The organism is Bradyrhizobium sp. 33ap4 (genome assembly GCF_032654765.1).
Taxonomy (GTDB): domain Bacteria; phylum Pseudomonadota; class Alphaproteobacteria; order Rhizobiales; family Xanthobacteraceae; genus Bradyrhizobium; species Bradyrhizobium australafricanum.
Map to the genome: position 1 here is coordinate 19,279 of NZ_JAUMTJ010000006.1, position 26,497 is coordinate 45,775.

29 protein-coding genes are annotated in these 26,497 nt (G+C 64.6%); 12 read left to right on the forward strand and 17 right to left on the reverse strand.

The window, feature by feature from the left end; translation table 11 throughout:
* Positions 1-84 precede the first annotated feature (84 nt).
* The 8 genes from Q2M23_RS06225 to glyA form a co-directional block, all read right to left on the reverse strand.
* Positions 85-2,205 (reverse strand): sodium-translocating pyrophosphatase, encoded by a 2,121-nt coding sequence (locus tag Q2M23_RS06225; protein WP_076834360.1) that lies wholly within the window; start codon positions 2,203-2,205, stop codon positions 85-87.
* 285 nt (positions 2,206-2,490) lie between these two features.
* A complete protein-coding gene (thiL, locus tag Q2M23_RS06230; protein WP_316394978.1) occupies positions 2,491-3,492 on the reverse strand; it encodes a thiamine-phosphate kinase in 1,002 nt (333 codons plus the stop codon).
* 149 nt (positions 3,493-3,641) lie between these two features.
* Positions 3,642-4,136 (reverse strand): transcription antitermination factor NusB, encoded by a 495-nt coding sequence (nusB, locus tag Q2M23_RS06235; protein WP_016844994.1) that lies wholly within the window; start codon positions 4,134-4,136, stop codon positions 3,642-3,644.
* A gap of 2 nt (positions 4,137-4,138) precedes the next feature.
* Complete coding sequence (gene ribH, locus Q2M23_RS06240) at positions 4,139-4,630, reverse strand: 6,7-dimethyl-8-ribityllumazine synthase (RefSeq protein ID WP_076834363.1); 492 nt, start codon at positions 4,628-4,630, stop codon at positions 4,139-4,141.
* A gap of 234 nt (positions 4,631-4,864) precedes the next feature.
* Positions 4,865-5,473, reverse strand: a complete 609-nt coding sequence (locus tag Q2M23_RS06245; RefSeq protein WP_168855964.1) for a riboflavin synthase — start codon at positions 5,471-5,473, stop codon at positions 4,865-4,867.
* Positions 5,474-5,583: 110 nt separating this feature from the next.
* Positions 5,584-6,744 carry a bifunctional diaminohydroxyphosphoribosylaminopyrimidine deaminase/5-amino-6-(5-phosphoribosylamino)uracil reductase RibD gene (ribD, locus tag Q2M23_RS06250; RefSeq protein ID WP_316394979.1) on the reverse strand — a complete coding sequence of 387 codons (1,161 nt, stop codon included), beginning with the start codon at positions 6,742-6,744 and terminating at the stop codon, positions 5,584-5,586.
* Positions 6,741-7,223 carry a transcriptional regulator NrdR gene (gene nrdR / locus Q2M23_RS06255; RefSeq protein ID WP_016844999.1) on the reverse strand — a complete coding sequence of 161 codons (483 nt, stop codon included), beginning with the start codon at positions 7,221-7,223 and terminating at the stop codon, positions 6,741-6,743. The genes ribD and nrdR overlap by 4 nt, the downstream gene beginning before the upstream one ends.
* Before the next feature lie 26 nt (positions 7,224-7,249).
* A complete protein-coding gene (glyA, locus tag Q2M23_RS06260; RefSeq protein WP_028333867.1) occupies positions 7,250-8,551 on the reverse strand; it encodes a serine hydroxymethyltransferase in 1,302 nt (433 codons plus the stop codon).
* A 607-nt stretch (positions 8,552-9,158) separates the two neighbouring features.
* Between glyA and Q2M23_RS06265 the strand changes: the two genes are divergently transcribed.
* Positions 9,159-11,435: a TonB-dependent siderophore receptor gene (locus Q2M23_RS06265; protein ID WP_310885885.1), complete on the forward strand. Its 2,277-nt coding sequence runs from the start codon at positions 9,159-9,161 to the stop codon at positions 11,433-11,435.
* A 191-nt stretch (positions 11,436-11,626) separates the two neighbouring features.
* Here Q2M23_RS06265 and Q2M23_RS06270 read toward each other — a convergent pair whose 3' ends face one another.
* From Q2M23_RS06270 to Q2M23_RS06280, 3 genes are read right to left on the reverse strand one after another with little or no spacing between them, the layout of a single operon-like run.
* Positions 11,627-13,126 (reverse strand): tripartite tricarboxylate transporter permease, encoded by a 1,500-nt coding sequence (locus Q2M23_RS06270; protein ID WP_057020728.1) that lies wholly within the window; start codon positions 13,124-13,126, stop codon positions 11,627-11,629.
* Complete coding sequence (locus Q2M23_RS06275) at positions 13,126-13,626, reverse strand: tripartite tricarboxylate transporter TctB family protein (protein ID WP_316394980.1); 501 nt, start codon at positions 13,624-13,626, stop codon at positions 13,126-13,128. Before Q2M23_RS06275 ends, Q2M23_RS06270 begins: the two co-directional genes overlap by 1 nt.
* Positions 13,623-14,591, reverse strand: coding sequence for a Bug family tripartite tricarboxylate transporter substrate binding protein (locus Q2M23_RS06280; protein WP_253590078.1), 969 nt, complete (start codon positions 14,589-14,591; stop codon positions 13,623-13,625). The genes Q2M23_RS06275 and Q2M23_RS06280 overlap by 4 nt, the downstream gene beginning before the upstream one ends.
* A gap of 331 nt (positions 14,592-14,922) precedes the next feature.
* Here Q2M23_RS06280 and Q2M23_RS06285 point away from each other — a divergent pair, with 331 nt between their 5' ends.
* From Q2M23_RS06285 to Q2M23_RS06315, 7 genes are all read left to right on the forward strand, one after another.
* Positions 14,923-15,156, forward strand: coding sequence for a hypothetical protein (locus Q2M23_RS06285; RefSeq protein ID WP_057020731.1), 234 nt, complete (start codon positions 14,923-14,925; stop codon positions 15,154-15,156).
* Between the two features lie 108 nt (positions 15,157-15,264).
* Positions 15,265-15,654, forward strand: coding sequence for a PRC-barrel domain-containing protein (locus tag Q2M23_RS06290; protein WP_028340955.1), 390 nt, complete (start codon positions 15,265-15,267; stop codon positions 15,652-15,654).
* A gap of 510 nt (positions 15,655-16,164) precedes the next feature.
* The gene (locus Q2M23_RS06295; RefSeq protein WP_310885884.1) at positions 16,165-16,620 is read left to right on the forward strand and encodes an Hsp20 family protein; all 456 of its coding nucleotides are present in this window, start codon (positions 16,165-16,167) and stop codon (positions 16,618-16,620) included.
* Positions 16,621-16,708: 88 nt separating this feature from the next.
* Positions 16,709-17,032 (forward strand): hypothetical protein, encoded by a 324-nt coding sequence (locus tag Q2M23_RS06300; protein ID WP_092078022.1) that lies wholly within the window; start codon positions 16,709-16,711, stop codon positions 17,030-17,032.
* A gap of 9 nt (positions 17,033-17,041) precedes the next feature.
* Entirely contained in the window at positions 17,042-17,347 is a 306-nt protein-coding gene (locus tag Q2M23_RS06305) for a hypothetical protein (RefSeq protein ID WP_310885883.1), read from the forward strand.
* The gene (locus Q2M23_RS06310; protein ID WP_057020734.1) at positions 17,344-17,526 is read left to right on the forward strand and encodes a hypothetical protein; all 183 of its coding nucleotides are present in this window, start codon (positions 17,344-17,346) and stop codon (positions 17,524-17,526) included. Before Q2M23_RS06305 ends, Q2M23_RS06310 begins: the two co-directional genes overlap by 4 nt.
* 767 nt (positions 17,527-18,293) lie before the next feature.
* Positions 18,294-18,467, forward strand: a complete 174-nt coding sequence (locus Q2M23_RS06315) for a hypothetical protein (RefSeq protein ID WP_225158918.1) — start codon at positions 18,294-18,296, stop codon at positions 18,465-18,467.
* Between the two features lie 311 nt (positions 18,468-18,778).
* On the opposite strand, the gene Q2M23_RS43960 is transcribed toward Q2M23_RS06315, so the two are convergent.
* Positions 18,779-19,219: a DUF3551 domain-containing protein gene (locus tag Q2M23_RS43960; protein WP_410469696.1), complete on the reverse strand. Its 441-nt coding sequence runs from the start codon at positions 19,217-19,219 to the stop codon at positions 18,779-18,781.
* Between Q2M23_RS43960 and Q2M23_RS06325 the strand changes: the two genes are divergently transcribed.
* Positions 19,218-19,598, forward strand: coding sequence for a hypothetical protein (locus Q2M23_RS06325; protein WP_141341081.1), 381 nt, complete (start codon positions 19,218-19,220; stop codon positions 19,596-19,598). The genes Q2M23_RS43960 and Q2M23_RS06325 overlap by 2 nt on opposite strands.
* A gap of 245 nt (positions 19,599-19,843) precedes the next feature.
* On the opposite strand, the gene Q2M23_RS06330 is transcribed toward Q2M23_RS06325, so the two are convergent.
* The 4 genes from Q2M23_RS06330 to Q2M23_RS06345 all read right to left on the reverse strand — a co-directional run bounded on the left by Q2M23_RS06330 (position 19,844) and on the right by Q2M23_RS06345 (position 22,178).
* Entirely contained in the window at positions 19,844-20,065 is a 222-nt protein-coding gene (locus tag Q2M23_RS06330; RefSeq protein ID WP_016845010.1) for a hypothetical protein, read from the reverse strand.
* A gap of 20 nt (positions 20,066-20,085) precedes the next feature.
* On the reverse strand, positions 20,086-20,316 hold the full coding sequence (locus Q2M23_RS06335; protein WP_141342653.1) for a hypothetical protein: 231 nt from the start codon (positions 20,314-20,316) through the stop codon (positions 20,086-20,088).
* A 219-nt stretch (positions 20,317-20,535) separates the two neighbouring features.
* Positions 20,536-21,054: a transcriptional regulator LdtR gene (gene ldtR / locus Q2M23_RS06340; RefSeq protein WP_018271925.1), complete on the reverse strand. Its 519-nt coding sequence runs from the start codon at positions 21,052-21,054 to the stop codon at positions 20,536-20,538.
* 662 nt (positions 21,055-21,716) lie between these two features.
* Positions 21,717-22,178 (reverse strand): DUF6163 family protein, encoded by a 462-nt coding sequence (locus Q2M23_RS06345; RefSeq protein WP_016845013.1) that lies wholly within the window; start codon positions 22,176-22,178, stop codon positions 21,717-21,719.
* 212 nt (positions 22,179-22,390) lie between these two features.
* Here Q2M23_RS06345 and hemB point away from each other — a divergent pair, with 212 nt between their 5' ends.
* The 3 genes from hemB (at position 22,391) to Q2M23_RS06360 (ending at position 25,061) form a co-directional block, all read left to right on the forward strand.
* Entirely contained in the window at positions 22,391-23,455 is a 1,065-nt protein-coding gene (gene hemB, locus Q2M23_RS06350; protein ID WP_076834380.1) for a porphobilinogen synthase, read from the forward strand.
* Between the two features lie 185 nt (positions 23,456-23,640).
* Positions 23,641-24,198, forward strand: coding sequence for an RDD family protein (locus tag Q2M23_RS06355; protein ID WP_057020739.1), 558 nt, complete (start codon positions 23,641-23,643; stop codon positions 24,196-24,198).
* An 86-nt stretch (positions 24,199-24,284) separates the two neighbouring features.
* On the forward strand, positions 24,285-25,061 hold the full coding sequence (locus Q2M23_RS06360) for an arginyltransferase (RefSeq protein WP_076834382.1): 777 nt from the start codon (positions 24,285-24,287) through the stop codon (positions 25,059-25,061).
* Here the strand turns inward: Q2M23_RS06360 and Q2M23_RS06365 are convergent.
* On the reverse strand, positions 25,058-26,431 hold the full coding sequence (locus Q2M23_RS06365) for an Nramp family divalent metal transporter (protein WP_076834384.1): 1,374 nt from the start codon (positions 26,429-26,431) through the stop codon (positions 25,058-25,060). The genes Q2M23_RS06360 and Q2M23_RS06365 overlap by 4 nt on opposite strands.
* Between the last annotated feature and the right edge of the window lie 66 nt (positions 26,432-26,497).

Consider the following 26,497-nt stretch of genomic DNA (forward strand, 5'->3'; position numbering starts at 1 on the left):
TGATCTCCGTGTTGTTCGCGTCTGGTTCAAAAATAAAACCCCGCGGCTTTCACCGCGGGGCCTCGTTTCAGTCGTGTCCGCCGCTCAGTGCGCCAGGATCGCCAGCAGCAGCAGCGCCACGATGTTGGTGATCTTGATCATCGGGTTCACCGCCGGGCCCGCCGTATCCTTGTAGGGATCGCCGACGGTATCGCCGGTCACCGCGGACTTGTGGGCGTCAGAGCCCTTGCCGCCGTAGTGGCCGTCCTCGATGTACTTCTTGGCGTTGTCCCACGCGCCGCCGCCCGAGGTCATCGAGATCGCGACGAACAGGCCGGTGACGATGACGCCGAGCAACATGGCGCCGACCGCGGAGAAAGCGGCCGACTTACCGGCTGCGCCACCGCCCGCGATCGCGTAGATCAGGAAGTAGACCACGATCGGCGACAGCACCGGCAGCAGCGACGGGATGATCATCTCCTTGATCGCCGCCCGCGTCAGCAGGTCGACCGCCTTGCCGTAGTCCGGCTTGTCGGTACCCTGCATGATGCCGGGCTTCTCGCGGAACTGACGGCGCACTTCCTCGACGATCGCGCCGGCGGCGCGACCGACCGCGGTCATACCCATCGCACCGAACAGATACGGCAGCAGGCCGCCGAACAGCAGGCCGACCACGACGTAAGGATTGTTCAGGGAGAAGTCCGGGTTGACGCCCTTGAAGTAGGCATGGGCATTGGAGTCGCTGATGAAGAATTTGAGGTCCTGATTATAGGCCGCAAACAGCACCAGCGCACCGAGACCGGCGGAGCCGATCGCGTAGCCTTTGGTCACCGCCTTGGTGGTGTTGCCGACCGCGTCGAGCGCGTCGGTCGACTTGCGCACCTCCTTCGGCAGCCCCGCCATCTCGGCGATGCCGCCGGCGTTGTCGGTAACCGGGCCGAAGGCGTCGAGCGCGACGATCATGCCGGCCAGCGCCAGCATGGTGGCGGTCGCGATCGCGATGCCGAACAGGCCGGCAAGGCTGTAGGTGACGAGGATGCCGGCGATGATCACGATCGCGGGCAGCGCGGTCGCTTCCATCGAGACCGCGAGGCCCTGGATCACGTTGGTGCCGTGACCGGTGACCGAGGCCGAGGCGATCGACTTCACCGGGCGATAGTCGGTGCCGGTGTAGTATTCGGTGATCCAGATGATCAGGCCGGTGACGACGAGACCGACCACGCCACACCAGAACAGCGCCATGCCGGTATAGTCGACGCCGTCGAGCTTGCCGAAGCCGACCAGCCAATTGATCACGAGCGCGACGCCGACCAGCGACAGGATGCCGGTGGCGATCAGGCCCTTGTAGAGGGCGCCCATGATGGACTGGCTGGCACCGAGCTTGACGAAGAAGGTGCCGATGATCGAGGTGATGATGCAGATGCCGCCGATCGCGAGCGGCAGCGTCATCATGTTCACCAGGATCGGCGTCTTGGCGAAGAAGATCGCCGCGAGCACCATGGTGGCGACCGCGGTCACCGCATAGGTCTCGAACAGGTCCGCCGCCATGCCGGCGCAGTCGCCGACATTGTCGCCGACATTGTCGGCGATGGTGGCCGGGTTACGCGGATCGTCCTCGGGGATACCGGCCTCGACCTTGCCGACGAGGTCGCCGCCGACGTCCGCACCCTTGGTAAAGATGCCGCCGCCGAGACGGGCGAAGATCGAGATCAGCGAGGCGCCGAAGCCGAGCGCCACCATGGCGTCGACCACGGTGCGGCTGCCCGCTTCCAGACCCATGAACTTGACCAGGATCATGAAATAGATGGTGACGCCGAGCAGCGCGAGCCCCGCAACCAGCATGCCGGTGATCGCGCCCGCCTTGAAGGCGAGTTCGAGGCCGCCGGCGAGCGAGGTGGTTGCCGCCTGCGCGGTGCGGACGTTGGCGCGCACCGAGACGTTCATGCCGATGAAGCCGGCAGCCCCCGACAGGATGGCGCCGATCGCAAAGCCGATCGCCACCGGCAGGCCCAGGAAGTAGGCCAGCACCACGAAGATCACGATACCGACCATGCCGATCGTGGTGTACTGCCGCCGCAGATAGGCCTGTGCGCCCTCGCGCACCGCGGCCGCGATTTCCTGCATGCGCGGATTACCCGCATCCGCGTTCAAGACCGACTGCGTCGCCCAGATCGCGTAGACGATGGAAAGCGCCCCGCAGAGCACAATCAACCATAAAGCTGTCATGTTGCCTCAGATCCTTGATGTAACCCCCGCGCCTTCTTGTGCCGCTAGGGGGCGGCAGGCGCTTATTTTGCGAGGACAATCCTCCCCAAAAACGGATTGCCTCAAATCGGGCGCGACCTTGCCAAAATCGTTACCGCTGTGCAACGCCACCCGTGGCCGAAAACGCCGATATCGGCAGCTATTTAGAAGGAAAATCGGCGCGATCAGGCGCGGGAAGTCCAGAGCTGCTTCCGTTCCGACGCGTTTTCTTAACGCGAACCGGTGCCCGCTTCGCTCGAAAAAGCTCTAGAAATGGCTGTAGGACAGCCGCCTCAGCTTCAGTTCCCGGCCCTGCCCGTCGAGGAAGCTCGGTGGCGACAAGCCTGCGATCAGGCCGCCGATTGCGGTTACCGCGACCTTGGCCCGCCGTGCGTCGCGCAGAAAAGCGTCGACATGATCGCTCGGGACCGCGCACAACAGCTCGTAATCATCACCGCCGGCCACCAAGGTCTCGATACCGATCGCCCTGCGCGCGAGCAGCCCTGCGGCCGCGGACGACAACGGGATGCTCGGCACGTTGATCACGCCCGCCACACCACTGGCTGCGCAAAGCTTGGTCAGATCGCCGGCAAGACCGTCGGACACATCCATCGCGGCGCTGGCGTGGGTGCGGACGGCCGTGGCCAAGGCGTTGCGCGGCTGCGGAACACGGTAACGGGCGGCAAGAAAATCCCGCCCGACGACATCGTCCGCCAGAGCCGCGGCGACCGGGCCACCCCGGAGCACATCGAGGCCGAGCGCGGCGTCTCCGATCGTGCCGGTGACGAACACACGGTCGCCCGCCTGTGCTCCCGCGCGATGCACCATCTTGCCCTGCGGCAGCCGACCGAACGCAGTGATCGAGATCATCAGCGGCCCCGGCGTCGAGACCGTGTCGCCGCCGAGCAGCGGGCAGCCGAAATGCGCGGCGTCCTCGCCGAGCGCCCGGGCAAACGGCTTGAGCCAGGCCTCCTCGGCGCTGCGCAGCGCCAGCGTCAGCACGAAGCCCGCCGGCACCGCGCCCTTGGCGGCGATGTCGGAGAGGTTCACCCGCAGCGCCTTGCGCGCCAGCATGTCGGGCGGATCATCGCCGAGGAAATGCACGCCCTCGACGATGGCGTCCGTGGTGACCACGATGTCCTCGCCGGCCGCCCTCAGCGCGGCGGCGTCATCGTCGAGCCCGAACGCCCCCGGTTCGGTCGCGAGCGGCTTGAAATAGCGCGCGATCAGGGAGTCTTCGCCGGAGGTATGTTTGCTTGCTTGGGTCATCAACCCTCATCCTGAGGTGCGAGCGAAGCGAGCCTCGAAGGATGCACGGCCCCGATGCGACCGTAGCGCCACGCCGTCGCCCTTCGAGGCCTCCGCTTCGCTACGGCACCTCAGGGTGACGGCTACGGAGGTGGGCGGCATCGCGGCACCTAGCTCCGCACAAACTCGTCGCCGCGGAACTGGCGCGCGATCTGGTCGAGCACGGCGTTGACCATGCCGGTTTCGTCCTTCTCAACGAAGGCATGCGCGACGTCGACATATTCGGAGACCACCACGCGGCCCGGCACGTCTTTGCGGTGCTCGAGCTCGTAGGAGCCTGCCCGCAGCACCGCGCGCAGGATGGCGTCGATCCGCTTCAGCGGCCAGCCCTTCGACAGCGCCTCGTCGATCAAAGGATCGAGCCGGGCCTGGTCGCGCACCACGCCGGAGACCACGTCGCGGAAGAACGCGGCTTCCGCCGGCAAATATTTCTCGCCCTCGACCTCGTTGCCGAGCCAGTGGCTCTCGAACTCGGCGAAGATGTCGTTGATGCCGGCGCCGCCGATGTCCATCTGATAGAGCGCCTGCACCGCCGCGAGCCGTGCCGCGCCGCGGCGGTTGGCTTTTCTGTCGGGGGCTTTCGCGGGCTTCTTGTTGTCTGCCATGGTCAGGCCTTTGCCAGGCGGCGTTTGATCCGCAGCATCGCCAGCGCCGCACGCGCCGCGTCGCCGCCCTTGTTGAGTTCGCTGGCGCGCGCCCGCGCCCAGGCCTGCGCCTCGGTGTTGACGGTGAGGATGCCGTTGCCGAGCGGGAATTTCCGGCTGATGGCCAAATCCATCAATCCGCGCGAGGACTCCTGCGAGACGATCTCGAAATGGATGGTGTCGCCGCGCACCACGCAGCCGAGCGCGATCGCCGCGTCATACGGCTTGCCGTTCGCTTCAGCCGCATCGATCGCGATCGCAATCGCCGCCGGAATCTCCAGCGCGCCCGGCACCGTGATCACGTCGTGCGTCGCACCCGCGGCCTTGATCTCGGCCAACGCGCCTTCCAGCAGCGCGTCCTGGATGTCGTCATAGAACCGCGCCTCGACGATCAGCACGCGTGCGCCGGTAATGTCGGTCTGGTCCTTCAGGGGTGCGCGCCGCGCGTCAGCCATCTACGTATCCATTTCATATTGTTGACATTTACCGATAACGTTGGATGTCAACGTTTCGCGAGTTTGTAGTCGCCCCGACGACTGAAGCCAAGCACGAATGCCTCAGGCACTGTCATTCCGGGATGGTCCGAAGGACCAGACCGCAGGTGCACAATAGTGCACCGGGGAATCTCGAGATTCCGGGTTCGATGCTTCGCATCGCCCCGGAATGACTGCCGCTTGACGGCTATGCCGTCATTTCATCTCCGACAGCCGCGCCGCGTAGCGGGCCATCAGATCGACCTCGATATTGACCTCGCTGCCGGCCTTCCAGGCGCTCAGGGTCGTCACGGAAAGCGTGTGCGGGATGATCAGCACCGAAAAGCTGACGTCGCCGACCGTATTCACGGTCAGCGACACGCCGTCCAGCGTGACCGATCCCTTCGCCGCGATGAAACGCGCCAGTTCGCGGCTGGTTCGCAGCTCGAAGCGCGCCATGTCGGGCAGGTCGTCGCGCTTGACGATGGTGGCGATGCCATCGGCATGCCCGGCCACGATGTGACCGCCGAGTTCGTCGCCGATCTTGAGCGCGCGCTCGAGATTGAGCCGGCCGCCCTGCGCCCAATGCTTGGCGGTGGTCATGCCGAGCGTCTCGGCCGCCGCATCGACATCGAACCAGGTCTTGCCATCGGCGGTGCCGGAGGCGACGACGGTGAGGCAGACGCCGTTGCAGGCGATCGAGGCGCCGTTGGCGATCGTGGTCTGGTCGTAGTCGCAGGCAATCCGCATGCGATGCAGTTGCCCCTGCGCCACCTGCTTCAGGCTGGTGATCTCACCGATATCGGTGACAATTCCCGTGAACACAACAAACCTCTTACTCTTCGTCATGGCCGGGCTTCACCCGGCCATCCACGACTTACTTCACTGCTGGCGACCAAGACGTGGATGCCCGGGTCAAGCCCGGGCATGACGACTTAGGATCGATCGTAGATAGTCAAAACATCTTTGGCCAAGGCTTCGCTAGCACGAAGCCGGAAGGCGGGCGACTGCGTGATTGCGTCGAGCGGCATTGCGTCCAGCGCGGGAACACCACCGGCACCGATCGCATCGGGTCCGCGCAACAGCCAGATCTCGTCGACAAGGCCGGCTGCCACGAAAGAATTTGCCACGCGCGATCCGCCCTCGACCAGCAGCCGCGAAATCCCCCTCTCCGCCAGCGCATGCAGGACGGACGGCAGATCGAGCCCTTGGGACGCGCCGGCGGCGACGCGGATCACCTGCGCGCCGGCGGCACCTAGCTTCACCGCGGCAGGCGCCTCCGCCATATCCGAGCTCAGCACCCAGAGCGGCGTCTCGCGCGCCGAATGCACCAGGCGGCTGTCGCCAGAGATCCGCAGCGCGCGGTCCAGCACCAGGCGCACCGGCGAGCGCGCCGCCATCCCCGGTAACCGGCAGGTCAAGAGCGGATCGTCGGCCTTGACCGTGCCGATGCCGACCAGGATCGCATCGCTCTGCGCGCGCAGCAGATGCACGCGCGTCCGCGCGGCCTCTCCGGTGATCGTAACCGGCTTACGGCCGCTGGCAGCGATCTTGTCGTCGGCGGACACCGCGAGCTTGAGGATCACATGCGGGCGCTGGTCGCGGATGCGGCGGAAGTGCCCGGCATGGTCGCGCGCGGCCTCTTCCGCGCACAGCCCGACATCGACCGCGATGCCTGCGGCACGCAGCTTGGCGTGCCCTTGCCCCGCGACTTCCGGATTGGGATCCTCGATCGCCGAGACGACGCGGGCGAGCCCGGCCGCCACAACGGCGTTCGCACAGGGCGGCGAGCGGCCGAAATGCGAGCAGGGTTCGAGCGTCACGTAGAGCGTGGCGCCGCGCGCGGCATCGCCGGCGCGCCTGAGTGCCTCGACCTCGGCATGCGGCCGGCCGCCCGACTGGGTCCAGCCGCGGCCGACGATCACGCCGTCCTTGACGATGACGGCGCCGACCCCCGGATTGGGCCAGGTGCGCCCGAGCCCGCGCCGGCCAAGCGCCAGCGCCAGCTCCATGAAGCGCAGATCGGCCGCCTTTGCCGCTTCCTTGGCCTCTCTGGCCTTCTGCGCGAACTGGTCTTCCAGAATGCGGAAGATCATTTGCGTAGCGTCGCGAGCCGCGGGTCCTCTTCGCCGGTCAATTCGTCGAGCACGGCCTCGAAGTCCTTGGCCTCGCGGAAATTGCGGTAGACCGAGGCGAAGCGCACATAGGCGACGTCGTCGAGCTGGCGCAGATGCTCCATCACGATCTCGCCGATCGCCTCAGAGGAGACCTCGGCCTCGCCGCCGCTTTCGAGCTCGCGCACGATGGTGGACACCATCTTCTCCACCCGCTCGGATTCCACCGGGCGCTTGCGCAAGGAGATCTGCAGCGAGCGCACCAGCTTGTCGCGGTCGAACGGCACGCGGCGGCCGTTGCGCTTGATGACGGTCAGTTCGCGCAGCTGCACCCGCTCGAAGGTCGTGAAGCGGAAGTTGCAGGCCATGCAGACGCGACGCCTGCGAATGACCGCGGAGTCCTCGGTCGGACGCGAGTCCTTGACCTGCGTGTCGAGAGAATTGCAGCTCGGGCAGCGCATCCGACGGGACCTCTAGCAACGACCTTTTACTGATAGATCGGGAAGCGATCGGTCAGCGCCTTGACGCGCTCCTTGATCGCGGCCTCGACCAGCGGCGCCTTGCCGTCCGGCGACTGCGCCAGCGCGTTCAGCACTTCCGCGATCATGCCGCCGACCTGCTTGAACTCGGCGACGCCGAAGCCGCGCGTGGTCGCCGCCGGCGTACCGAGCCGCAGGCCGGAGGTGACGAACGGCTTTTCGGGATCGAACGGGATACCGTTCTTGTTGCAGGTGATGGCGGCGCGCACCAGCGCCTTCTCGGAGATGTTGCCCTTCAGGCCCTTCGGCCTGAGGTCGACCAGCATCAGATGGTTGTCGGTGCCGCCCGAGACGATGTCGAGGCCATGGCCGCGCAGCGTCTCCGCCAGCGCCTTGGCGTTCTCGACCACGTTCTTGGCGTAGACCTTGAAGTCCGGCCGCAGCGCTTCTGCGAACGCCACCGCCTTGGCGGCGATGACGTGCATCAGCGGACCGCCCTGCAGGCCCGGGAAGATCGCCGAGTTCAGCTTCTTGGCCAGCGTCTCGTCATTGGTGAGGATCAGGCCGCCGCGCGGGCCGCGCAGCGACTTGTGCGTCGTGGTGGTGGTGACGTGGGCGTGCGGCACCGGCGAGGCATGCACGCCGCCGGCGACGAGGCCTGCGAAATGCGCCATGTCGACCAGCAGATACGCGCCGACGGAATCCGCGATCTCGCGGAAGCGCTTGAAGTCCCAGGCGCGCGAATAGGCCGAGCCGCCCGCGATGATCAGCTTCGGCTTGACCTGCTCGGCCTGCTTCTGCACCGCGTCCATGTCGATGATTTGGTCCTCGCGGCGCACGGTGTAATGCGCGGCCTTGAACCACTTGCCGGACATGTTGACCGGCGAACCGTGGGTGAGATGGCCGCCGGCCGCGAGGTCGAGGCCCATGAAGGTGTCGCCGGGTTGCAGCAGCGCCAGAAACGCCGCCTGGTTCATCTGGCTGCCGGAGTTCGGCTGGACGTTGGCGAAGCCGGCGCCGAACAGCTTCTTGGCGCGCTCGATCGCCAGCGTCTCGGCGACGTCGACCCACTCGCAACCGCCGTAGTAGCGCGCGCCCGGATAACCCTCCGCGTATTTGTTGGTCATCACCGAGCCCTGCGCCTCCAGCACGGCGCGGCTGACGATGTTTTCCGAGGCGATCAGCTCGATCTCATGACGCTGCCGGCCGAGCTCGCCCTTGATCGCGGCGGCGATCTCGGGATCGGCCTGGGCGAGGGTTGCGGTGAAGAAGGAATCGGGCGCGGAAGCGGTCTTGCTGGACGAGGTCATCGGCGAAATATCTCCACCGCCGCAAGCCTTTAGGCAGGATGCGGACGGTCACGAGTGGCGGTCGAAGCTGGTTTCAGAGCGTTATCACATCGCCCCAAAATGGCCAAGCGGTTGCGGTCCCTGCCGGTCAATTATGCCAGATATGGTGGGGATGGCGGGGATTGCCAGCCGGCCGGACGGCCGCCCCCGCCACCCGGTTCCCGCCGCGCGGCCAGCACGGCTGTGGCAGCCGCCGAGTGGAACGTGACTCCCCTTCCCGACCGCGCGGGGACCGCGGACGAGACAACTATCGCCTCGAGGTTTCAACGCGTTGCTCGCGCAACCGCGCGACATCGGACTCGCTTGATCATGTCGCGCGCGATCGCGATGCATCGACCCACGAGATGACGAGCCAATTTTTGAATCGTTCGATTTTTGAATCGTTCAACACCGGATCGATTCAAGGCTCTCACGCGATGCGTGCAATTGCGCGTCATACGCCGTTGTCTCCCGGTCACACAGCCAAGCTTTGCGTGCAACTTCGACAGCTTCTAACCCCGTGCAGGCTGCTCGCGAAAATCACCGTGATAACGACTCGCTCAAGATTTTTTTACGGAGCGTGGAATAAATGTCGTGCAGGTGGATTCGGCCGCAGCGGTTTGCTGCGTCGGCTGTCGTTGTGTTTTCGGTTGTTGGTGCGGACGATGTCTTCGCCCAGACGCAATTGCCGTCCGTGACAGTCGAGGCGCCGCAGCGGCAAGCGGCGCGATCGCAGCAGCCTTCGCAACGGACCACGCGCGCACGCAGCGCCTCACGCCGCGCGACGGCCGCCCCGGTGGGCGCGCAGCCACAGACCGCTCAGCAGCCCGCGGGCGCCAGCGGCGGGCACGAACGCGCCAACGGCCCGGTCACCGGCTATCTGGCGCGGCTGAGCGCCAGCGGCACCAAGACCAGCACGCCGATCATCCAGACGCCGCAATCGGTGTCGGTCATCAGCGCCGAGCAGATCCGCGACCAGAAGATCGTCAGCAAGTTCGACGAGGTGCTGCGCTACACGCCGGGCGTCATCGGCGGCACCTATGGCGCCGATTTCCGCAACGACTGGTTCATGATCCGCGGCTTCCCGGCGCAGAACGAGTCGCTGTTCCTCGACGGCCTGCAGCTGTTCTACACCTCCTATGCGAGCTGGAAGCTGCAGCCCTTCAATCTCGAGCGCGTCGAGGTGCTGCGCGGTCCGTCCGGCATCCTGTATGGCGGCTCGGCGCCGGGCGGCCTCGTCAACGCGGTGAGCAAGCTGCCGCAGGCCGAGCCCATTCGCTACATCGAGACCGGCGTCAACAATTTCGGCAACGCCTATACCCAGTTCGACATCGGCGGCGCGACGGCGCAGCCCGGCAACGGCCAGGTGCAGTACCGCCTCGTCGGCCAGGCCCAGGGCGGCGGCACCCAGACCGACTATGTCTACGACAACAATTTCTTCTTCGCCCCGTCGGTGACCTGGCGGCCCGATGCCGACACCAGCCTCACCGTGTTCGGCATGGCCTCGCACAGCAACACCCGCGCGCTGAACTTCCTGCCCTATGTCGGCACCGTCACCAACGCGCCGTTCGGCCGGATTCCGACCAGCCTGTTCGTCGGCGATCCCAGCGCCGACCAGTTCCGCCGCGACCAGCAGATGGTCGGCTACCAGTTCCAGAAGAGCGTGACCGACAGCGTCGATTTCCGCCAGAACGCGCGCATGGCGCATGTCGACGTCTATTATGCCGGCCTCTACGGGCTCGGCTACGCGACGACGCCGGCCGCCGCCGAGATCACCCGCGGCAATTTCTACACCCGCGGCATCGCCACCCAGCTCAACCTCGACAATCAGCTCGAATACCGCTTCACCACCGGCGCGCTGCAGCACACCGCGCTGGTCGGCGTCGATCTGAAATATTACGGCATCGACGACCGCCAGGGTTTTGGCATGGGCACCAATCTCAACGTGCTCAATCCGGTTTATGGCACCAACCTGTCGTATAGCGGCCCGCTCTATCAGAACGGCTATCTCGCCCAGGGCATGGCCGGGCTCTACCTGCAGGATCAGGTCAAGCTCGACCGCCTGACTGTGGTGCTGTCCGGCCGCCAGGACTGGGTCGATCTCACCAACAACAACCGGATCGGCGCCTCCCAGGGCCGCGACGACAGCAAGTTCTCCGGCCGTGTCGGCGCGATCTACAATTTCGACAGCGGCGTTGCGCCCTACGTCTCCTACATGACGGGCTACAATCCGGTCATCGGCACCACCGCGGCCGGCCAATTGCTGCTGCCGGAAACCTCCGAGCAGACCGAGGTCGGCGTCAAGTACGAGCCGGTCGGGCTCAACGCACGGTTCGGCGTCGCGTATTTCGACCTCAAGCGCAAGAACGCGCTGACCACCGATCCCAACAACCCGCTGTTCCAGACCCAGAACGGCGAAGTCACCTCGCGCGGCGTCGAGCTCGAGGCGGTCGCGAACATCACGCGCGATTTCAAGCTGGTGGCGAGCTACACCAATTACGAGCTGTTCGTCAGCAAGGACCTCAATCCCGCGCTGATCGGCACCGTGCCGACCAACGCGCCGCGTCAGCTCGCATCGGCGTGGACCGACTACACCTTCCGCGACGGGCCGCTCACGGGCTTCGGCTTCGGCGGCGGCGTGCGCTATGTCGGCTCGTCCTTTGCCGACACCGCGAACACCGCACGCGTCCCGGGGGTCGTGCTGGGCGATCTCGCCTTGCATTACGAATGGGACAACAACTGGCGCGCGGCGCTCAATGTCGTGAACGTCACCGACAAGATCTATGTCGCGAGCTGCGCGACCATCAGCTCCTGCTACTACGGCGATCGCCGCCGCATCACGGCGAGCCTCGCCTACAAATGGTGAGCTGAACTTTCAGTTCACGGAAAATCATGTGACCGAGAGGCGGCATCCGGCCGCCTTTCTTTTTTCGCTGTCGTCAGGGTGGTGTCAGCTTGTCACGCTAGGTTTTGCGTCGCGGCGATATTTGCCGTGCCCAGACTGGCCCGCTCCGAAATGCGAGCCCCGGAGCGGGCCTTTTACGGTCTGGTCGCGTCCTAATCCTCGTTCGCCTTGAATCGCCCCAATCCCTTGAGCACGAACGGCGCCAGCAGCGCGATCAGCGCGATGCCGAGCAGCGTCGCCGACATCGGGCTTTGCAGCAGCACCATGGGATCGCCGAGGCTGATCGCCAGCGCGCGGCGCAACTGGCTTTCGGCGATCGGCCCGAGGATCAGCCCGATCACGACGGGCGCGATCGGGAAGTCGAACCGGCGCATCAGAAAGCCCATGACGCCGAACGCCGCCAGCATCGACAGCTCGACGACCGACGGCTTCGCCGCGATCGTGCCCATGGTGGCGAACACCAGGATGCCGGCATAGAGCCAGGGCTGCGGGATCGCCAGCAGCCGCACCCAAAGGCCGACCAGCGGCAGATTGAGCACCAGCAGCATGCCGTTGGCGATGAACAGGCTCGCGATCAGGCCCCACACCAGGTCGGGCCGCTCCGCGAACAACAGCGGCCCCGGGTTGAGGCCGTATTGCTGGAAGCCCGCCAGCATCATTGCAGCCGTTGCCGAGGTCGGCAGCCCGAGCGTCAAAAGTGGCACCAGCGTGCCGGCGGCGGACGCGTTGTTCGCCGCTTCCGGCCCTGCGACGCCTTCGATCGCGCCCTTGCCGAACTCCTCCGGATGTTTGGTCAGCCGCCGCTCGGTGGAATAGGACAGGAATGTCGGGATCTCCGCCCCGCCGGCCGGCAGCGCCCCGATCGGAAAACCGAACAGCGTGCCACGCAGCCACGGCTTCCACGACCGCCGCCAGTCCTCCCGCGTCATCCACAGCGAGCCGCGCACCGGCTCGAGCTTCTCCTCGGCGTGATGCCGGCGCGAGGCGACATAGAGCGCCTCGCCGACCGCGAACAGGCCGACCGCGAGCGTCGTCACCTCGACGCCGTCGAGCAGTTCGGGGATGCCGAAGGCAAGCCGCGCCTGACCGGTCAGCTTGTCGATGCCGACCAGCCCGAGCGTGAGGCCGATGAACAGGCTGGTGAGGCCGCGGACCGGCGAGTCGCCGAAGGTCGCCGACACCGTGACGAAGGCGACGCACATCAGCGCGAAGTAATCCTCCGGCCCGAAGCGCACGGCGAAATCGACCAGCCATGGCGCGAGGAATGCGAGGCCGATGGTGGCGATGGTGCCGGCCACGAACGAGCCGATCGCCGAGGTCGCCAGCGCCGGGCCGCCGCGGCCGGCCTTGGCCATCTTGTTGCCCTCGAGCGCGGTCGCCATCGACGCGCTCTCGCCCGGCGTATTGATCAGGATCGCGGTGGTCGATCCGCCATACATGCCGCCATAATAGATGCCGGCGAACATGATCAGCGAGCCGCCGGGATCGAGCTTGTAGGTCACCGGCAGCAGCAGCGCGACCGTCAGCGCCGGTCCGATGCCCGGCAACACGCCGACCGCGGTGCCCAGGAACACGCCGATCAGGGCGTAGAGCAGGTTCATCGGCTGCATGGCGACCGCCATGCCGTGCGCCAGCGCGGCGAAAGTGTCCATCACAGCAGTCGCTCCAGCGGGCCGGCGGGAAGGCTCAGCGTCAACAGCTTGTCGAACGCGAGATAAATCAGCGTCGTGATCACGAGCGCGATGGCGGTGTCGGCCAGGACGGCGCGGCGGCCGAACGCCGCCGACGTGGTGACGAACAGCGCCGAGGTGGCGAGGATGAAGCCGCCGCCAAAGCCGATGATGGCGATCAGGAGCGCCAGGCCCCCGATGATCAGCCACACCGGTTTCGGATCCATGCTCTCGCGCGGCGGCAGCTTGCCGCGCAGCGCGTCGATCAGATTGCCGACCGCGAGGATGACAAGGCCGATCGCGATGACGACCGGCATCGCCTCCGGCCCCATGCCGTACATCGTGGTCGACGGCAGCTTGCTGGCGTCCCACACCAGCACCGCAGCAAGCCCGGCAAGCGCGGCCGCGATGGCCACGCCGGCGCGATCGACGCGGCGCGCCGGCGCCGGCCGGAGGTTTTCAGACGCCGCGTCCGGCGTCATGACTTCACGAGGCCGACGGACTTCAGCACCTCGGTCACGCGCGTGATCTCCTTCTTCAGGAAATCCGCGAAGGCGTCGCCGCCGAGATAGGCGTCATCCCAGCCCTTCTGCTTCAGGATCTCCTTCCAGGAATCGGACTTCACCATCTTCTCGACCGCATCGCTCAGCACCTTGCGCTGCTCCGGCGTGATGCCGGGCGGAGCGACCACCGAGCGCCAATTGGCCAGCACGAGATCGATGCCCTGCTCCTTGAAGGTCGGGATGTCGACGCCGGGCAGACGCTGCGCCGACGTCACGCCGAGCGCGCGCAACTTGCCGGCCTTGATCTGGCCTTCATATTCGCTGAGGCCGGAAATGCCGGCCGTGACCTTGCCGCCGAGAATGGCTGCAAGCGACTCGCCGCCGCCCGAGAACGGAATGTAGTTGATCTTCTTGGCGTCGGCGCCGACCGTGCCCGCGAACAGCGCTGCCATCACATGGTCGACACCGCCGGCCGAGCCGCCGGCAAAGGTCACCTTGGCGATATCGGCCTTCACCGCGGCGGCAAGATCCTGCGCCGTCTTGATCGGCGAGTTCGCCGGCACCACGATGACCTGGGTCTCCTCGGTGAGGCGCGCAATCGGCGTCACCTGATCCAGCGTCACCGGCGACTTGTTCATGGCGAGTGCGCCCACCATGACGAAGCCGTTCACCATCATCTGGTTGCCGTCGCCCTTGGCGCCGTTGACGAACTGCGCGATGCCAACGCTGCCGCCGGCGCCAGGAACGTTGGTGACCTGGACGCTGCGCGCGATGCCGGCCGCGACCAGCGCCTGCTGCATCGAACGCGCGGTCTGATCCCAGCCGCCGCCCGGCGCCGCCGGCGCCATCAGCTTGAGCTCGAGCTGCTGCGCGGGCGCCGGACCGCTCGCCCCGAGCAACAGCGCGACGACCGCGCCGAACAGGCGCATGTGGGACGAGATCATGGGGCTTCCTCCTGAATTTTCGGAAAGCAGCCTGCGGATCGCCGGCTGCATCCGGTCACGTGATCGCATCGCCACTCGGACAGCGCGGTCCCTTCGGGTCAGGAATCGCTCGCCGATCTCGCGTCTGCGTGTCCCTAGCGACCATTCGCCACAGCCTTCGGCAAGCCGGAGGGCGCAGCTAGCCAGTGCTGCAAATCGCCGCACCATCTCCGGTCATTTTTCGCTTGCTTTGATTCGGCACGGCTCGCCAACGCAAGTTCGGTTCTAGGAACCTTCGCCATTTTCTCCCGTTCCAACTCCGCCGATTGGTACGGCTATTGGAGGAGAGAACATGAAGTTTAAGACCATTGTCGCGGCATCTTTGCTTGCCGCTTTCGTCTCGCCGGCATTCGCAGCGGATGAATTCTACGTCGTCCAGGATGTGAAGACGAAGAAGTGCACGATCGTCGACAAGAAGCCCGTCGACACGACGACCACCGTCGTCAGCCCGTCAGGCACTGTCTACAAGACGCGCTCCGAGGCCGAGACCGGCATGAAGAGCGTCAAGGTCTGTACCTCGGACTAGGAGGCGATCGCATGCCAGTCATCATTCTTTGGGCCGTGCCGGCGATCATCGTCATCGGCGGCGGCATCTACCTGATCGGCCATATGCACTGAAGCAAGGAGACCTCTTATGAAGAAGTTGGCTATCGGCTGCATCATGGCTGCGGCGTTCGCTACCGCCGCGCATGCAGCAACCACCATGCCCGCCGCGCCGGCGGACAGTTCGACCATCACCAACTACTACAAGCAGAATGTCTACGACCCGAAGGAATCCAAGATCGGGACGATCGACGACGTGCTTGTCGACAAGTCCGGCAAGGTGACCGGTCTCGTCGTCGGTGTCGGCGGCTTCCTCGGCGCCGGCGAAAAGGACGTGATCGTGCCGTTCACGGCCGTCAAGTCTCAAAAGAAAGACGACAAGTGGTGGCTTACGCTCGACGAGACCAAGGACAGTCTGAAGGCCGCACCTGGTTTCAAATACGATCGCGCCAGCACGACTTGGAAGCCGGAGAATAAGTAGCATCGACGCCCCGTCTGCTCGCTCAGAGCAGACGGGGCGCTATTCACGCAAGTGATGGCGGCCCTATCCAAGCTCGCCGGAACGGACCAGGGTCGCGCAACGAAACGGCCCCAGCACCTTTGGGGGCCTGGAGGCCGGTGCTGGGGCCGGTTGCCTGATCCGGGGCTGAGCTGTTGGAGCCAGGCAGTCCAATCGATCAACGCCCCCGCGGTTCCGGCATTAGCCTATGTAAATCGGCGACCTAATTTTCCACCGGCATGTCTTGTCTGCAACAGGCCTCCCTCGAGCGGCGCTGATCCGCCGCCGCTTCAGCCGCGGTTCTGACGCGGAGAATCAACCGCAAAAATTTTTCGGCCGGGTTCTTGACACGATATCTCCGGTTTTTATTTTCTTTCGCGCCAGCCCCCAACGCGGAGGCTGGGGCCTGGTCGCCCCTCGGGGCCAGGCGAGACGGGCACCGGTCGTGTCCGGTGCCGTTCATATCCATCTTGCTCTATGGAGGATTTGGCTATGCGCACATACGACTTCTCTCCCCTGTTCCGGTCGACCATCGGATTCGACCGGCTCTTTGATCTCGCCGAAGCAGCCCACCGGGCCGGCGAAGATCACTACCCGCCCTACAACATCGAACGGCTGTCCGAAGACAGCTATCAGATCGTGCTCGCGATCGCCGGTTTTGCGCCGGATGAGATTTCCGTCACGGCAGAGCAGAACGTTCTGACTGTCCAAGGCGTCAAGGTCGAGAAGGCCGAGCGCGAATACATCTATCAGGGCATCTCGACGCGCAGATTCAAGCGCCAGTTCAGCCTGGCCGACTACGTCGAGGTCAAGAGCGCGGCGTTCGACAACGGGCTTCTCAGGATCGAGCTGGCGCGCGAAGTGCCGGAGGCGATGAAGCCGCGACGCATCGCGATCAACGCGGCATCGAACACGGCGCCCCGACAGCTCGAAAACGTCGCCGCCTGATTGAACCGGCGAAGCCGCGTCCGACGAACAGGTCGCGGCTTCGTCTTCTCACTCTTCTCAGCAACTCGTCTTTCGAACGGAGGTATCCATGCGGCCGACGACCGCGCCTGCTCATAACGTTATTGGCTTTCATCTGCCGATTGGCGATCACCACCAATATGAGGTCCCGCACGATGTGGTGCGGGATTCTCGCCTGAGCCTGGCCGAGAAACGCGCTCTCCTGGCATCCTGGGCCTCGGACGCCAGCGCTGTAGCGTCCAATCCCGCTTTGCGCGCACCCAAGGGGCTCAAAGCGCCCGTTCCTGTCAGCGACATCCTCGAAGCGCTTCGCGCGCTCGACAGCGATCCGCACCATCCGCCAGGCGGCCGGCCTGCCCGCCTGCGCTCCGTCGACCGCTGCCTGGCTGCATAGGAGCGCGAGATGACAGACATCAGGCTACCGAAGCAGGTCATCGACCGCCTCGAGGGACGCTGGCGGTCAAGATTTGGACAGGCAAGGCGCCGGAGCTCAGAACTGTTCGACCACCGGCTTGAACAGTTGCGCGCTCATCGCAACAATATTCATCGGTATCGGCGATTGCTGCAGACCCAGCTCTCCGACCTCGAGCGCGAATTCATCGAAAGACGGCTGTCCGAAGAAACCACGGCAATGCAAGGCCTCGCGGCCGACATTCCATCCCTTCCCTCCTCGTTCGATCGCGCAGCTTGCGAGGAGATCGCGCCATGAATGGGCTGCAACAACTGCTCATAAGAGGCAGCGAAAAAGTCATCGGTCACTATCAATTCCTGCTGGATAGCGCGACCTCGGAACAAGAGCGCGAACGCTATCGACGGAGGATCGAGGAAGAACGCCGGATACTAGGCCGGTTGCTCGACGATTCCGATCGGTCGTCACGCGCGGCGTGAGCGATTCATGGCGGCGGGAGAGCAAATCCGCTCGTGATGCCCGCCGCTCGCCTCGCGCGAAGGCCGCAAAACCACCCGCGTGCCTTCGAACCATCAAAGGACGCGTCCGTTATCCGGAGGCTTGGTACGCATCCGGGAGACGTTGCCTTATGTATCTGATCTACTATTTCGCTGTCTTCCTCGCTGTGACCGGCGCAGTCTTTGGCTCATTGGTCACGCTGGAGAAGATCTTTCATTCCATGGGCTCCGCCTTACGATCCCGATCGAAGGTCTCGGATCGGAGCCCTGGTTCGGAATTTCACCCTAGCAAAAGCCAGGCCATGGAGGCGATGAGAGCCACAAGCGACACGGTCGCAGCGCTGACAAAGGCAATCTCCACACCGTCGATATGGTGGTGGTTTGTATGCATTGAGCGTCCTCCTAGATGGGTGCCCGCGGACCTTGAGACAGTAGCCACGCCGCCAAATTGGCGGTGGTTTCGTCATGCCGCGCCTGCCTCAACAGGGTCTCTCGCTCTCGACAGGGAGGAAGGTTCTTGGCCCGTTGACGTAGCCGTTCGGCTTCTTGGGCGAGGCGTTTTTCAAGAGGGAAAATCTGCCTAACCCGGCGTCGTCGCTTCATGGCTCCTCTCTCCAACGCTGACGTTTGGCTGCCCCAAAAGCAAAATCAAAAAGCCCGGGAAGCCTAAAAAGTTCCTGCCAGCTTCGCGTCAATGAGATCAGACGGATGGAACTGGCGAAACGGCATGGACGTTACAGGGCATGGGCATGGCCAAGGACCTGAAGAAACAGGCCAAGACCGCCGAGCAGGCGGCGGTGCGGACGGCTGACGAATTCGCGGCCGAGCAAATGAAGAGTCTCGCCCAAGCGTTCCGGGCTCAGGCCGAGGTCGTCAAACGAAACAAGAAAAAGAAGAAAGATGAGCTTCACCGTAAAAGCTAGGTGCAAGTTTGGAGAGATCGTGCACCGTCGTGGCACGGCCGAAGCAGCTCTACGCAAGGCAAAAGAGCTTTCACGGTCGCAGTGTTACGACATCCACATCGTGACACCTGAAGGCCGAGACTACGACTCGTCCGAGTTTGGGGATCTTCCCCGCACGCCACTAGCTGTGCGCGTTGCTCAGAAAGGCCACACCTATCCATAGGGCAGGAGAGGTTTCAAAACGGCAGGCTCAAAAAGCGGCCCCGGCTAACCGCATCACCCTTAGGGTGCGCCCTTCCCCAACCGCCTCGCGCGCGCCATCGGCGCGACAATCAATAGCGGTCGCGATATCCCCGCCGCTGCTGCCCATATGCGGCACGAGGATTGATCCCGCAGGTCACGTTCCTTCCGGAAGCTGACGCGAGACACTGGGCGCGGGTTTGGTACATGCAATCGCCGGGATAGCCGACGCCGCGCCCCTGCACGCACCAGCGATAATCCCGGGCGCTGGCTGGGCTCACACTTGCCAGTCCTGCAACGCCGAACGCCAGGACGAACGCCAGGACAGCGAATAGGACGGTTGCGCGCATGATCGGGTCCTCGCAAGCAATCGAGGACCAACGGAGCGGCAAGATTAGCGTTCCCTTCGATAGTGGCCGGTTGGCAAGATCGCAAGCCGCAGCCGGAGCGGCCGCGCCGAGCGCGAGCGCAGGAACCATGCTCCGTTGGGTCGGTTGTCGGAAACCATCCATCCCACAGAAGTCACTTGGCATGCCGTCACGACTGCTTTGGTTTCTGGGGTTTCCGGTTCTGGTTGTTCTGGGTGGTTGCGGCGATCAACTCGAGTGCGATTCAATCGAAACCCGGAAGGCCGTGCTCCAGACCATCTCCAACGATCACCGCAATCCGCTTGTCAATTTCGCCGCCAGGGAATCGACGGCGAAGCCCACTGCGGAAAACGCAAATCCACAATACCTCCTCGGTGAAAAGATCGTCACGACCTCGGCAAGTGAGGACAAGCGAACATTGCAATGCAGCGGCGGCATCTCGGTTTCCGTGGGCGACATCAAGGCTTCCAAGGAAGTCGAATTCACCGTGCAGAAATCGAGCGACGGAAAGTTGGCGGTTTCGGTTGCTCCATTTCAGTTTTGAGTTACGACAAACTCAGTGTCGTCCTGGCGAAAGCCAGGACCCATTACCCCAAATCACTATTGTTGCGCGACGCTGGGGCCGCGATCCCGCTCATCGCCAAATGCGGTGGTTATAGGTCCTGCTTTCAGGACGACGATCGTGCGCGAGGAACCTGCACCGTCATCGCGTCGTTGCGAGCAAAGCAAATCGCCGCCGAGGAAGCCTTGCCGACGACGCGGAATCAGACCGCGAAGCCAGGCGCGCCGCTACAGCCCGGTATAGCCGGCCTTCACGTGGTCGGTACTACCGTCGAGCTGGCGCAGATAGGTCAGCCCGCACACCGTCAACCGATGCGGATCGCGCTCGCCGGCGTCGAACAGCGTCTGCACGTACTCTGTCACCTTCGCCCGCGCTTCGTCGCTCGCAGCGGGCGTGCGGTTGAGCAGCAGATCATACGTCTGCATGATCCGATCGATAGCGGCTTCCATTGAAGTCTCCGGGTTGACGCTCAGGCGACCACCAGCGTCTCGGCCTCGAACTTCGCGATCGCCTTGTTGGCGAGGCGGAGGCGGTTCATCTCACCGCGCTGGAACAGCTTCACGATGATGCCGAGCAGGCGCTCATTGGTGGCGAAATTGTCGGCGATGGCGCCGGATTTGCGCAGATAGTTCGAGGCGATCGCGTAGGCGTCACCGACGACCTCGACATTCAGCACCTCAATCCCGCGTTCGAGCAACATATCCCTGCCTCTCCGTTGGCTAACGGATAAGCCGCAGGGAACGCCTTGGTTCCTCGCCGGGGCCCATTTATTTTCGCAGGTGCAGCATGAAAAACGCATCGGCCGGGCATGACCGATGCGTTGACTGGAGCAAGGTTGGACCGGAGCAAGGCTGGACTGAAGGAAGGCTGCCGGTCTTCTCGCGCGGCCGGCTTGGCCATCAGGCGAAAACGGGAAGGCTCAGAGGCGATACAGGATCTGGTCGGTCCAGAACCGCTCGAGGCGATGCAGCGACTTGTTGAGGCTCGCGAACTCCTCGTTCGAGATGCCGCCGACCTGCTCCACCGTCTTGACGTGCTTCTGATAGAGTGCGTCGACGATCTTGCGGACCTCCTGGCCCTGCGGGGTCAGCCGGATGCGGACCGAGCGGCGATCGACGCGCGAGCGCTGATGATCGAGGAAGCCGAGCTCGACGAGCTTCTTCAGATTGTAGGAGACGTTGGAGCCGAGATAGTAGCCGCGGGTGCGCAGCTCGCCGGCGGTCAACTCCTTGTCGCCGATGTTGTACAGGAGCAGCGCCTGCACCGAGTTGATGTCGGCGCGGCCACGACGATCGAATTCGTCCTTGATGACGTCGAGGAGCCGGCGATGCAGCCGCTCCACCAAAGTCAGGGCTTCGAGATAGAGCGGCTGCACCGGAGCTTGACCGGTAGCGCGATCAGCGGCATCCGCCGCCGTTGTCGCAACGGCTTTCATCATGACACTTCCCCTGTTTGTCGTTTTTATCGACTTTATTCGACGAAACTTGTGTCCCGCCTGATAGGTCCAACGTAAGGGGGCCGTTTGAATATCCGCTTAAATAAGAGAATAAAGAGATCATGAATTTAAGACAGTGAATCGTGGATTAAGCCCATGGATCAAAGGCTTTTCGCAACTTTTCATTGACGGTGGCGGACCCTTGTTCACGCTTCGTCTGCCTGCCCTGTCACATTCGGAAACAGCATCGTCTGAATTCGAAACGGTGGCGTAACGGGTATGAGGGAACCCTTTACGGTGACCGATCGGTTACCGGAAAATTCTTTGAAAATTTTATCGGAGTGCAGCGGCGGGACGTGCACGCGATGCGCGCAGCGGTGCCGATCTGTTGTGGGGGCCAGACCGGTTCCGCCGTCGGCCCGCGCAAAGCCGGCCGGCACACGCGCCGAGGTCCGGTGAAATGGGCCCCGACGGCAGGTCCCGTAGAGACGGTCCCGCAAGGGAGTGTCTCAAACGGATGCGATCTGTCGGCACCCACCTATCAGAACCAGCAGAGCTGTCTTCTCGTTGCGCGCACGGCTGGCAAATATTGCCGGCCGCGGCCGGCTATTCGTGGCGCTGTCGCCACGGGGCAACAGTGCATCAGGCCATCGCTGCACGCCGGCCTATGGCGGGCGTTCGCGCGCCGACATCCAGGCCAGCGCGAGATAGGCGGCGAGCATCAGCGCCTCGAGCCCGACCACGGTGAGACTGCCGCCATAGATGCCGGGAAACATCAGCTCGATGACCGCCATCGACACCACGGTGGTCAGCCACACCACGGCGCCCCAGGGCGTCGCGAGCCAGAGCCCGACGGCGGCGACGAGCTCGATGACGGCGAAATAGATCGTGGCGGTCTGCCAGGCCATCGACTGGTTCTCGAAGGCCTCCTCCTCGCCGCCGACGAAGCCGGTCACCTGGGCCCAGTGATAGAGGCCCTTGGCGACCGAGACGACGGCCATGATGCGCAGGAAGATGACGAGGCGCCGCGTCCACGCATTGTCGTCCGGCTCGATCCGGTCGGACGAGATCGCGCTCACCGAGATGGCATTGTCCCGCGCCTGATCGCGTGCAGAGGTGTCAGACATCCGAATCGCCGCAGAGCGGCTGCAAAATGGGGTTCATGGGCGCAGTCTTGGCCCGCCGGGGACGCAAAATCAATTGCCGTTGCGGCAAATCAAGGGCGCCACGGATGCAATAGCGGCGCAATGACGGCGGCCCTGACAGGTGCTAGAAACGGACTTATATCAGGTCCAGACCTTATCAGGTCCAGAATGCCGTCCGTCGAGGAGAAGAAGACATGGCGATCAAATTCGGGCGCCCGATTGAACTGCGTGATGCGCCCCGGCGGCAGAGCGATGCCCTCGCCTCCCCCTCGCTCGACCTCACGATCCGGATGCGGCGCAACCGCAAGTCGGAATGGGCCCGACGCCTGGTGCGCGAGAACGTGCTGACCAGCAATGACCTGATCTGGCCGATGTTCGTGGTCGATGGCCACAACACCCGCACGCCGGTGGCCTCGATGCCCGGCGTCGACCGGCTCACCGTCGACCAGATCGTCCGCGACGCCGAGCGCGCGGCAAGGCTCAACATTCCCTGCATCGCGCTTTTCCCGTTCACCGAGCCGTCGCTGCGCGACGAGCAGGGCTCGGAGGCGCTCAACCCCGACAATCTGGTCTGCCAGGCGGTGCGCGCGATCAAGAAGGAGTTTCCCGACATCGGCGTGCTCTGCGACGTCGCGCTCGATCCCTTCACCAGCCATGGCCATGACGGGCTGATCGAGGACGGCAGGATCCTCAACGACGAGACAGTCGCGGTGCTGGTGAAGCAGGCGCTGACCCAGGCCGAGGCCGGCTGCGACGTGATCGCGCCGTCGGACATGATGGACGGCCGGATCGGCGCGATCCGCGAGGCGCTCGACGACAACGGCTTCGGCGACGTGCAGATCATGTCCTATGCGGCGAAATACGCCTCCGCCTTCTACGGCCCGTTCCGCGACGCGATCGGCTCGGCCAAGACGCTGACCGGCGACAAGCGCACCTACCAGATGGACAGCGCCAATTCCGACGAGGCGCTGCGCGAGGTCGAGCTCGACATCGCCGAGGGCGCCGACATGGTGATGGTGAAGCCGGGCATGCCCTATCTCGACATCGTCCGCCGCGTGAAGGACCATTTCGCGATGCCGACCTTCGTGTACCAGGTGTCCGGCGAGTACGCGATGATCGCGGGCGCCGCCGCCAATGGCTGGATCGACGGCGAGCGCGCGATGATGGAGAGCCTGGTCGGCTTCAAGCGCGCCGGCGCCGACGGCATCCTCACCTATTTCGCGCCGAAGGCCGCCGAAAAGATCAAGGCGGAGAGCTGACGGCCGCCGCCCGTTATTGCGACAAGTGGATCGCTTCGCTCCGCTCGCAATGACGGCGTGAAGGTAGAACCGCTCAATCCAGCCCCCGAATCGCCGGATTATTTCGGCTAGTTAATGTTCGCGCAGGCTTGGCGAATGCGCCTCCTGTTCCCATGTCCTGCGCGGGACTTCATCGGAGGTTGGTCATGTCTTACGGCAATGACGGCGGCACCTGGCGCAACGAGGCCTGGCGCAACGACGGCGGCGTTCCTCCGCATGCGTTCGACCCAATGATGCAGCCGGACCTGTTCCGCGGCGTGCTGACGCGACGTGTCTTTGCGTTCCTGATCGACCTGTTCGTGCTGTCGGTGCCGGTGATCCTGGCGGTGATTTTCATCGCGGTGTTCGGCCTCGTCACGCTCGGTCTCGGCTGGGCGCTGTTCTGGCTGGTCTCGCCGGCCTCGATCGTCTGGGCGATCGTCTACTACGGCGCCTCGATCGGCGGGCAGCACTCGGCCACCATCGGCATGCGCATGATGGATCTGGAACTGCGGACCTGGTACGGTGCGCGCGGCTATTTCGTGCTCGGCGCCACCCATGCGGTGCTGTTCTGGGTGACGATCTCGTTCCTGTCGCCGCTAGTGCTCCTGATCGGGCTGCTCAACGGCCGCCGCCGGCTGCTGCACGACATCGTCCTCGGAACCGTCATTATCAACAGCTCGGTCCGGACCCCCGTCGCCCCGGCCGCGCGGACCTCCTATTAGGCCCGCCTAAACCAATTGACCGTTAGCCTCAGGGGGGCGATGCTCACTCGGCTGCCTGTATTGTTTGTGGAGCCCGACGATCTGACGTGACCCAGCATTCGCGTGATACTCCCCAGTTCTATTTGACGGCGCCCTCGCCTTGCCCGTATTTGCCGGGCCGACATGAGCGGAAGGTTTTCACGCACCTGGTCGGCGACAAAGCGGGCGATCTCAACGACTTGCTGACCCATGGCGGCTTCCGCCGCAGCCAGTCGATCGCCTACCGCCCAGCCTGCGACCAGTGCCGGGCCTGCGTCTCGGTCCGGGTGATCGCCAACGAATTCCGCCCCTCCCGCAACTTCCGCAAGGTGCTGGCCCGCAACGCCGACATCATCGGCGAGCAGCGCACCGCGGTGCCGACCTCGGAGCAATATTCGGTCTTCCGCGCCTATCTCGACCGCCGCCACCGCAATGGCGGGATGGCCGACATGACCGTGCTCGACTACGCCATGATGGTCGAGGACAGCCATGTCGAGACCCGGATCATCGAGTACCGCAAGCGCAATGGCGACAGCGCCATCACCGGCCGCGGCGACGAGCTGATGGCGGTGGCGCTGACCGACGTGCTCAGCGACGGGCTGTCGATGGTTTATTCGTTCTTCGAGCCCGGGCTGGAGGCCCGCTCGCTCGGTACCTTCATGATCCTCGACCACATCGCCCGCGCCCGCCGGCAGGGCCTTCCTTACGTCTATCTCGGGTACTGGATCGAGGGCTCCAAGAAGATGGACTACAAGGGCCGCTTCCTGCCGCAGCAGCGGCTCGCGCCGTCGGGCTGGCTGCGCGTCGACGCATCAGGCGAGGTGCTCGCCGAGCCGCAGGACTAGCTGCCGAAGAACGTATCGATCAGCAGCTTCACGTTCAGGATCACGATCAACCCTGCGACGATCCACGCCGCCACCGCGACGGGGCGTGAGATCGCGAACGCGCCCATCTTGCGTTTGTCGGACACGAACCGCACCAGCGGGATCACCGCGAACGGCAGCTGCATCGACAGCACGACCTGGCTGAACACCAGCAGCTGCGCCGTGCCGCTCTCGCCATAGAGCGCGGCGACCACGATGACAGGGACGATCGCGATGCCGCGGGTCACCAGCCGCTGCAGCCAGTCGGGCAGCTTGAGGTCGAGGAAGCCCTGCATCACGATCTGGCCGGCCAGCGTCGCCGTCACCGTCGAGTTGAGGCCGGAGGCGAGCAGCGCCACGGCAAACAGCGTCGAGGCGATGCCGAGGCCGAGCAGCGGCGACAGCAGTTCGAACGCCTGGTCGATCTCGGCGACATCGGAATGGCCGCTCTTGTGAAAGGTCGCGGCCGCCAGCACCAGGATCGCGGCATTGACGAACAGCGCCAGCATCAGCGCGATGGTGGAATCGGTGGTCGCCCATTTGATCGCGTCGCGCCGTCCCTCCTCGGTGCGCGGGTAGGCGCGGGTCTGCACGATCGAGGAGTGCAGATAGAGATTATGCGGCATCACGGTGGCGCCGATGATGCCGATCGCGATGTACAGCATCTCCGGATTGGTGACGATCTCGCGCGACGGGATGAAGCCGCCGAGCACGGCGGCCACCGGCGGCGCGGCGGCCGCGATCTGGACGACGAAGCAGACCGCGATGACGATCAAGAGCGCGATGACGAAGGCCTCGAGGAAGCGGAAGCCGCGATTCATCAGGAGCAGCAGCAGGAACGCATCCAGCGCCGCCAGCAGCGCGCCGCCGATCAGGGGAATGCCGAACAGCAGCTTGAGCGCGATCGCGGTGCCGATCACCTCGGCGAGGTCGCAGGCGATGATCGCGGCCTCGCAGGCGAGCCACAGCAGCAAATTCACCGGGCGCGAGTAGGTCGCGCGGCAGGCCTGCGCCAGGTCGCGGTCGGTGGCGATGCCAAGCCGCGCGGCAAGCGCCTGCAGCAGGATCGCCATCAGGTTGGAGAGCAGGATGACCGACAGCAACGTGTAGCCAAACTTCGATCCGCCCGCGAGGTCGGTGGCCCAGTTGCCGGGGTCCATATAGCCGACCGAAACCAGATAGCCCGGCCCGGCGAAGGCCAGCAGCCGCCGCCACCACAGGCCGCCTGACGGCACCGCGACGGTCGCGTTCACCTCAGGCAGGCTGCGCACATGTCCGGCATCGCCCCGCCAGCCACTTGGCACTGCATTGGGAACCGAAACGGAAGACAGTTCAGGGGTCCGAGCATCCATCCGACAAGGATGGCCGATCTGTCCCGTTATTGCAACTCATTTGCAACTGCATCTAGGCTCACGAAA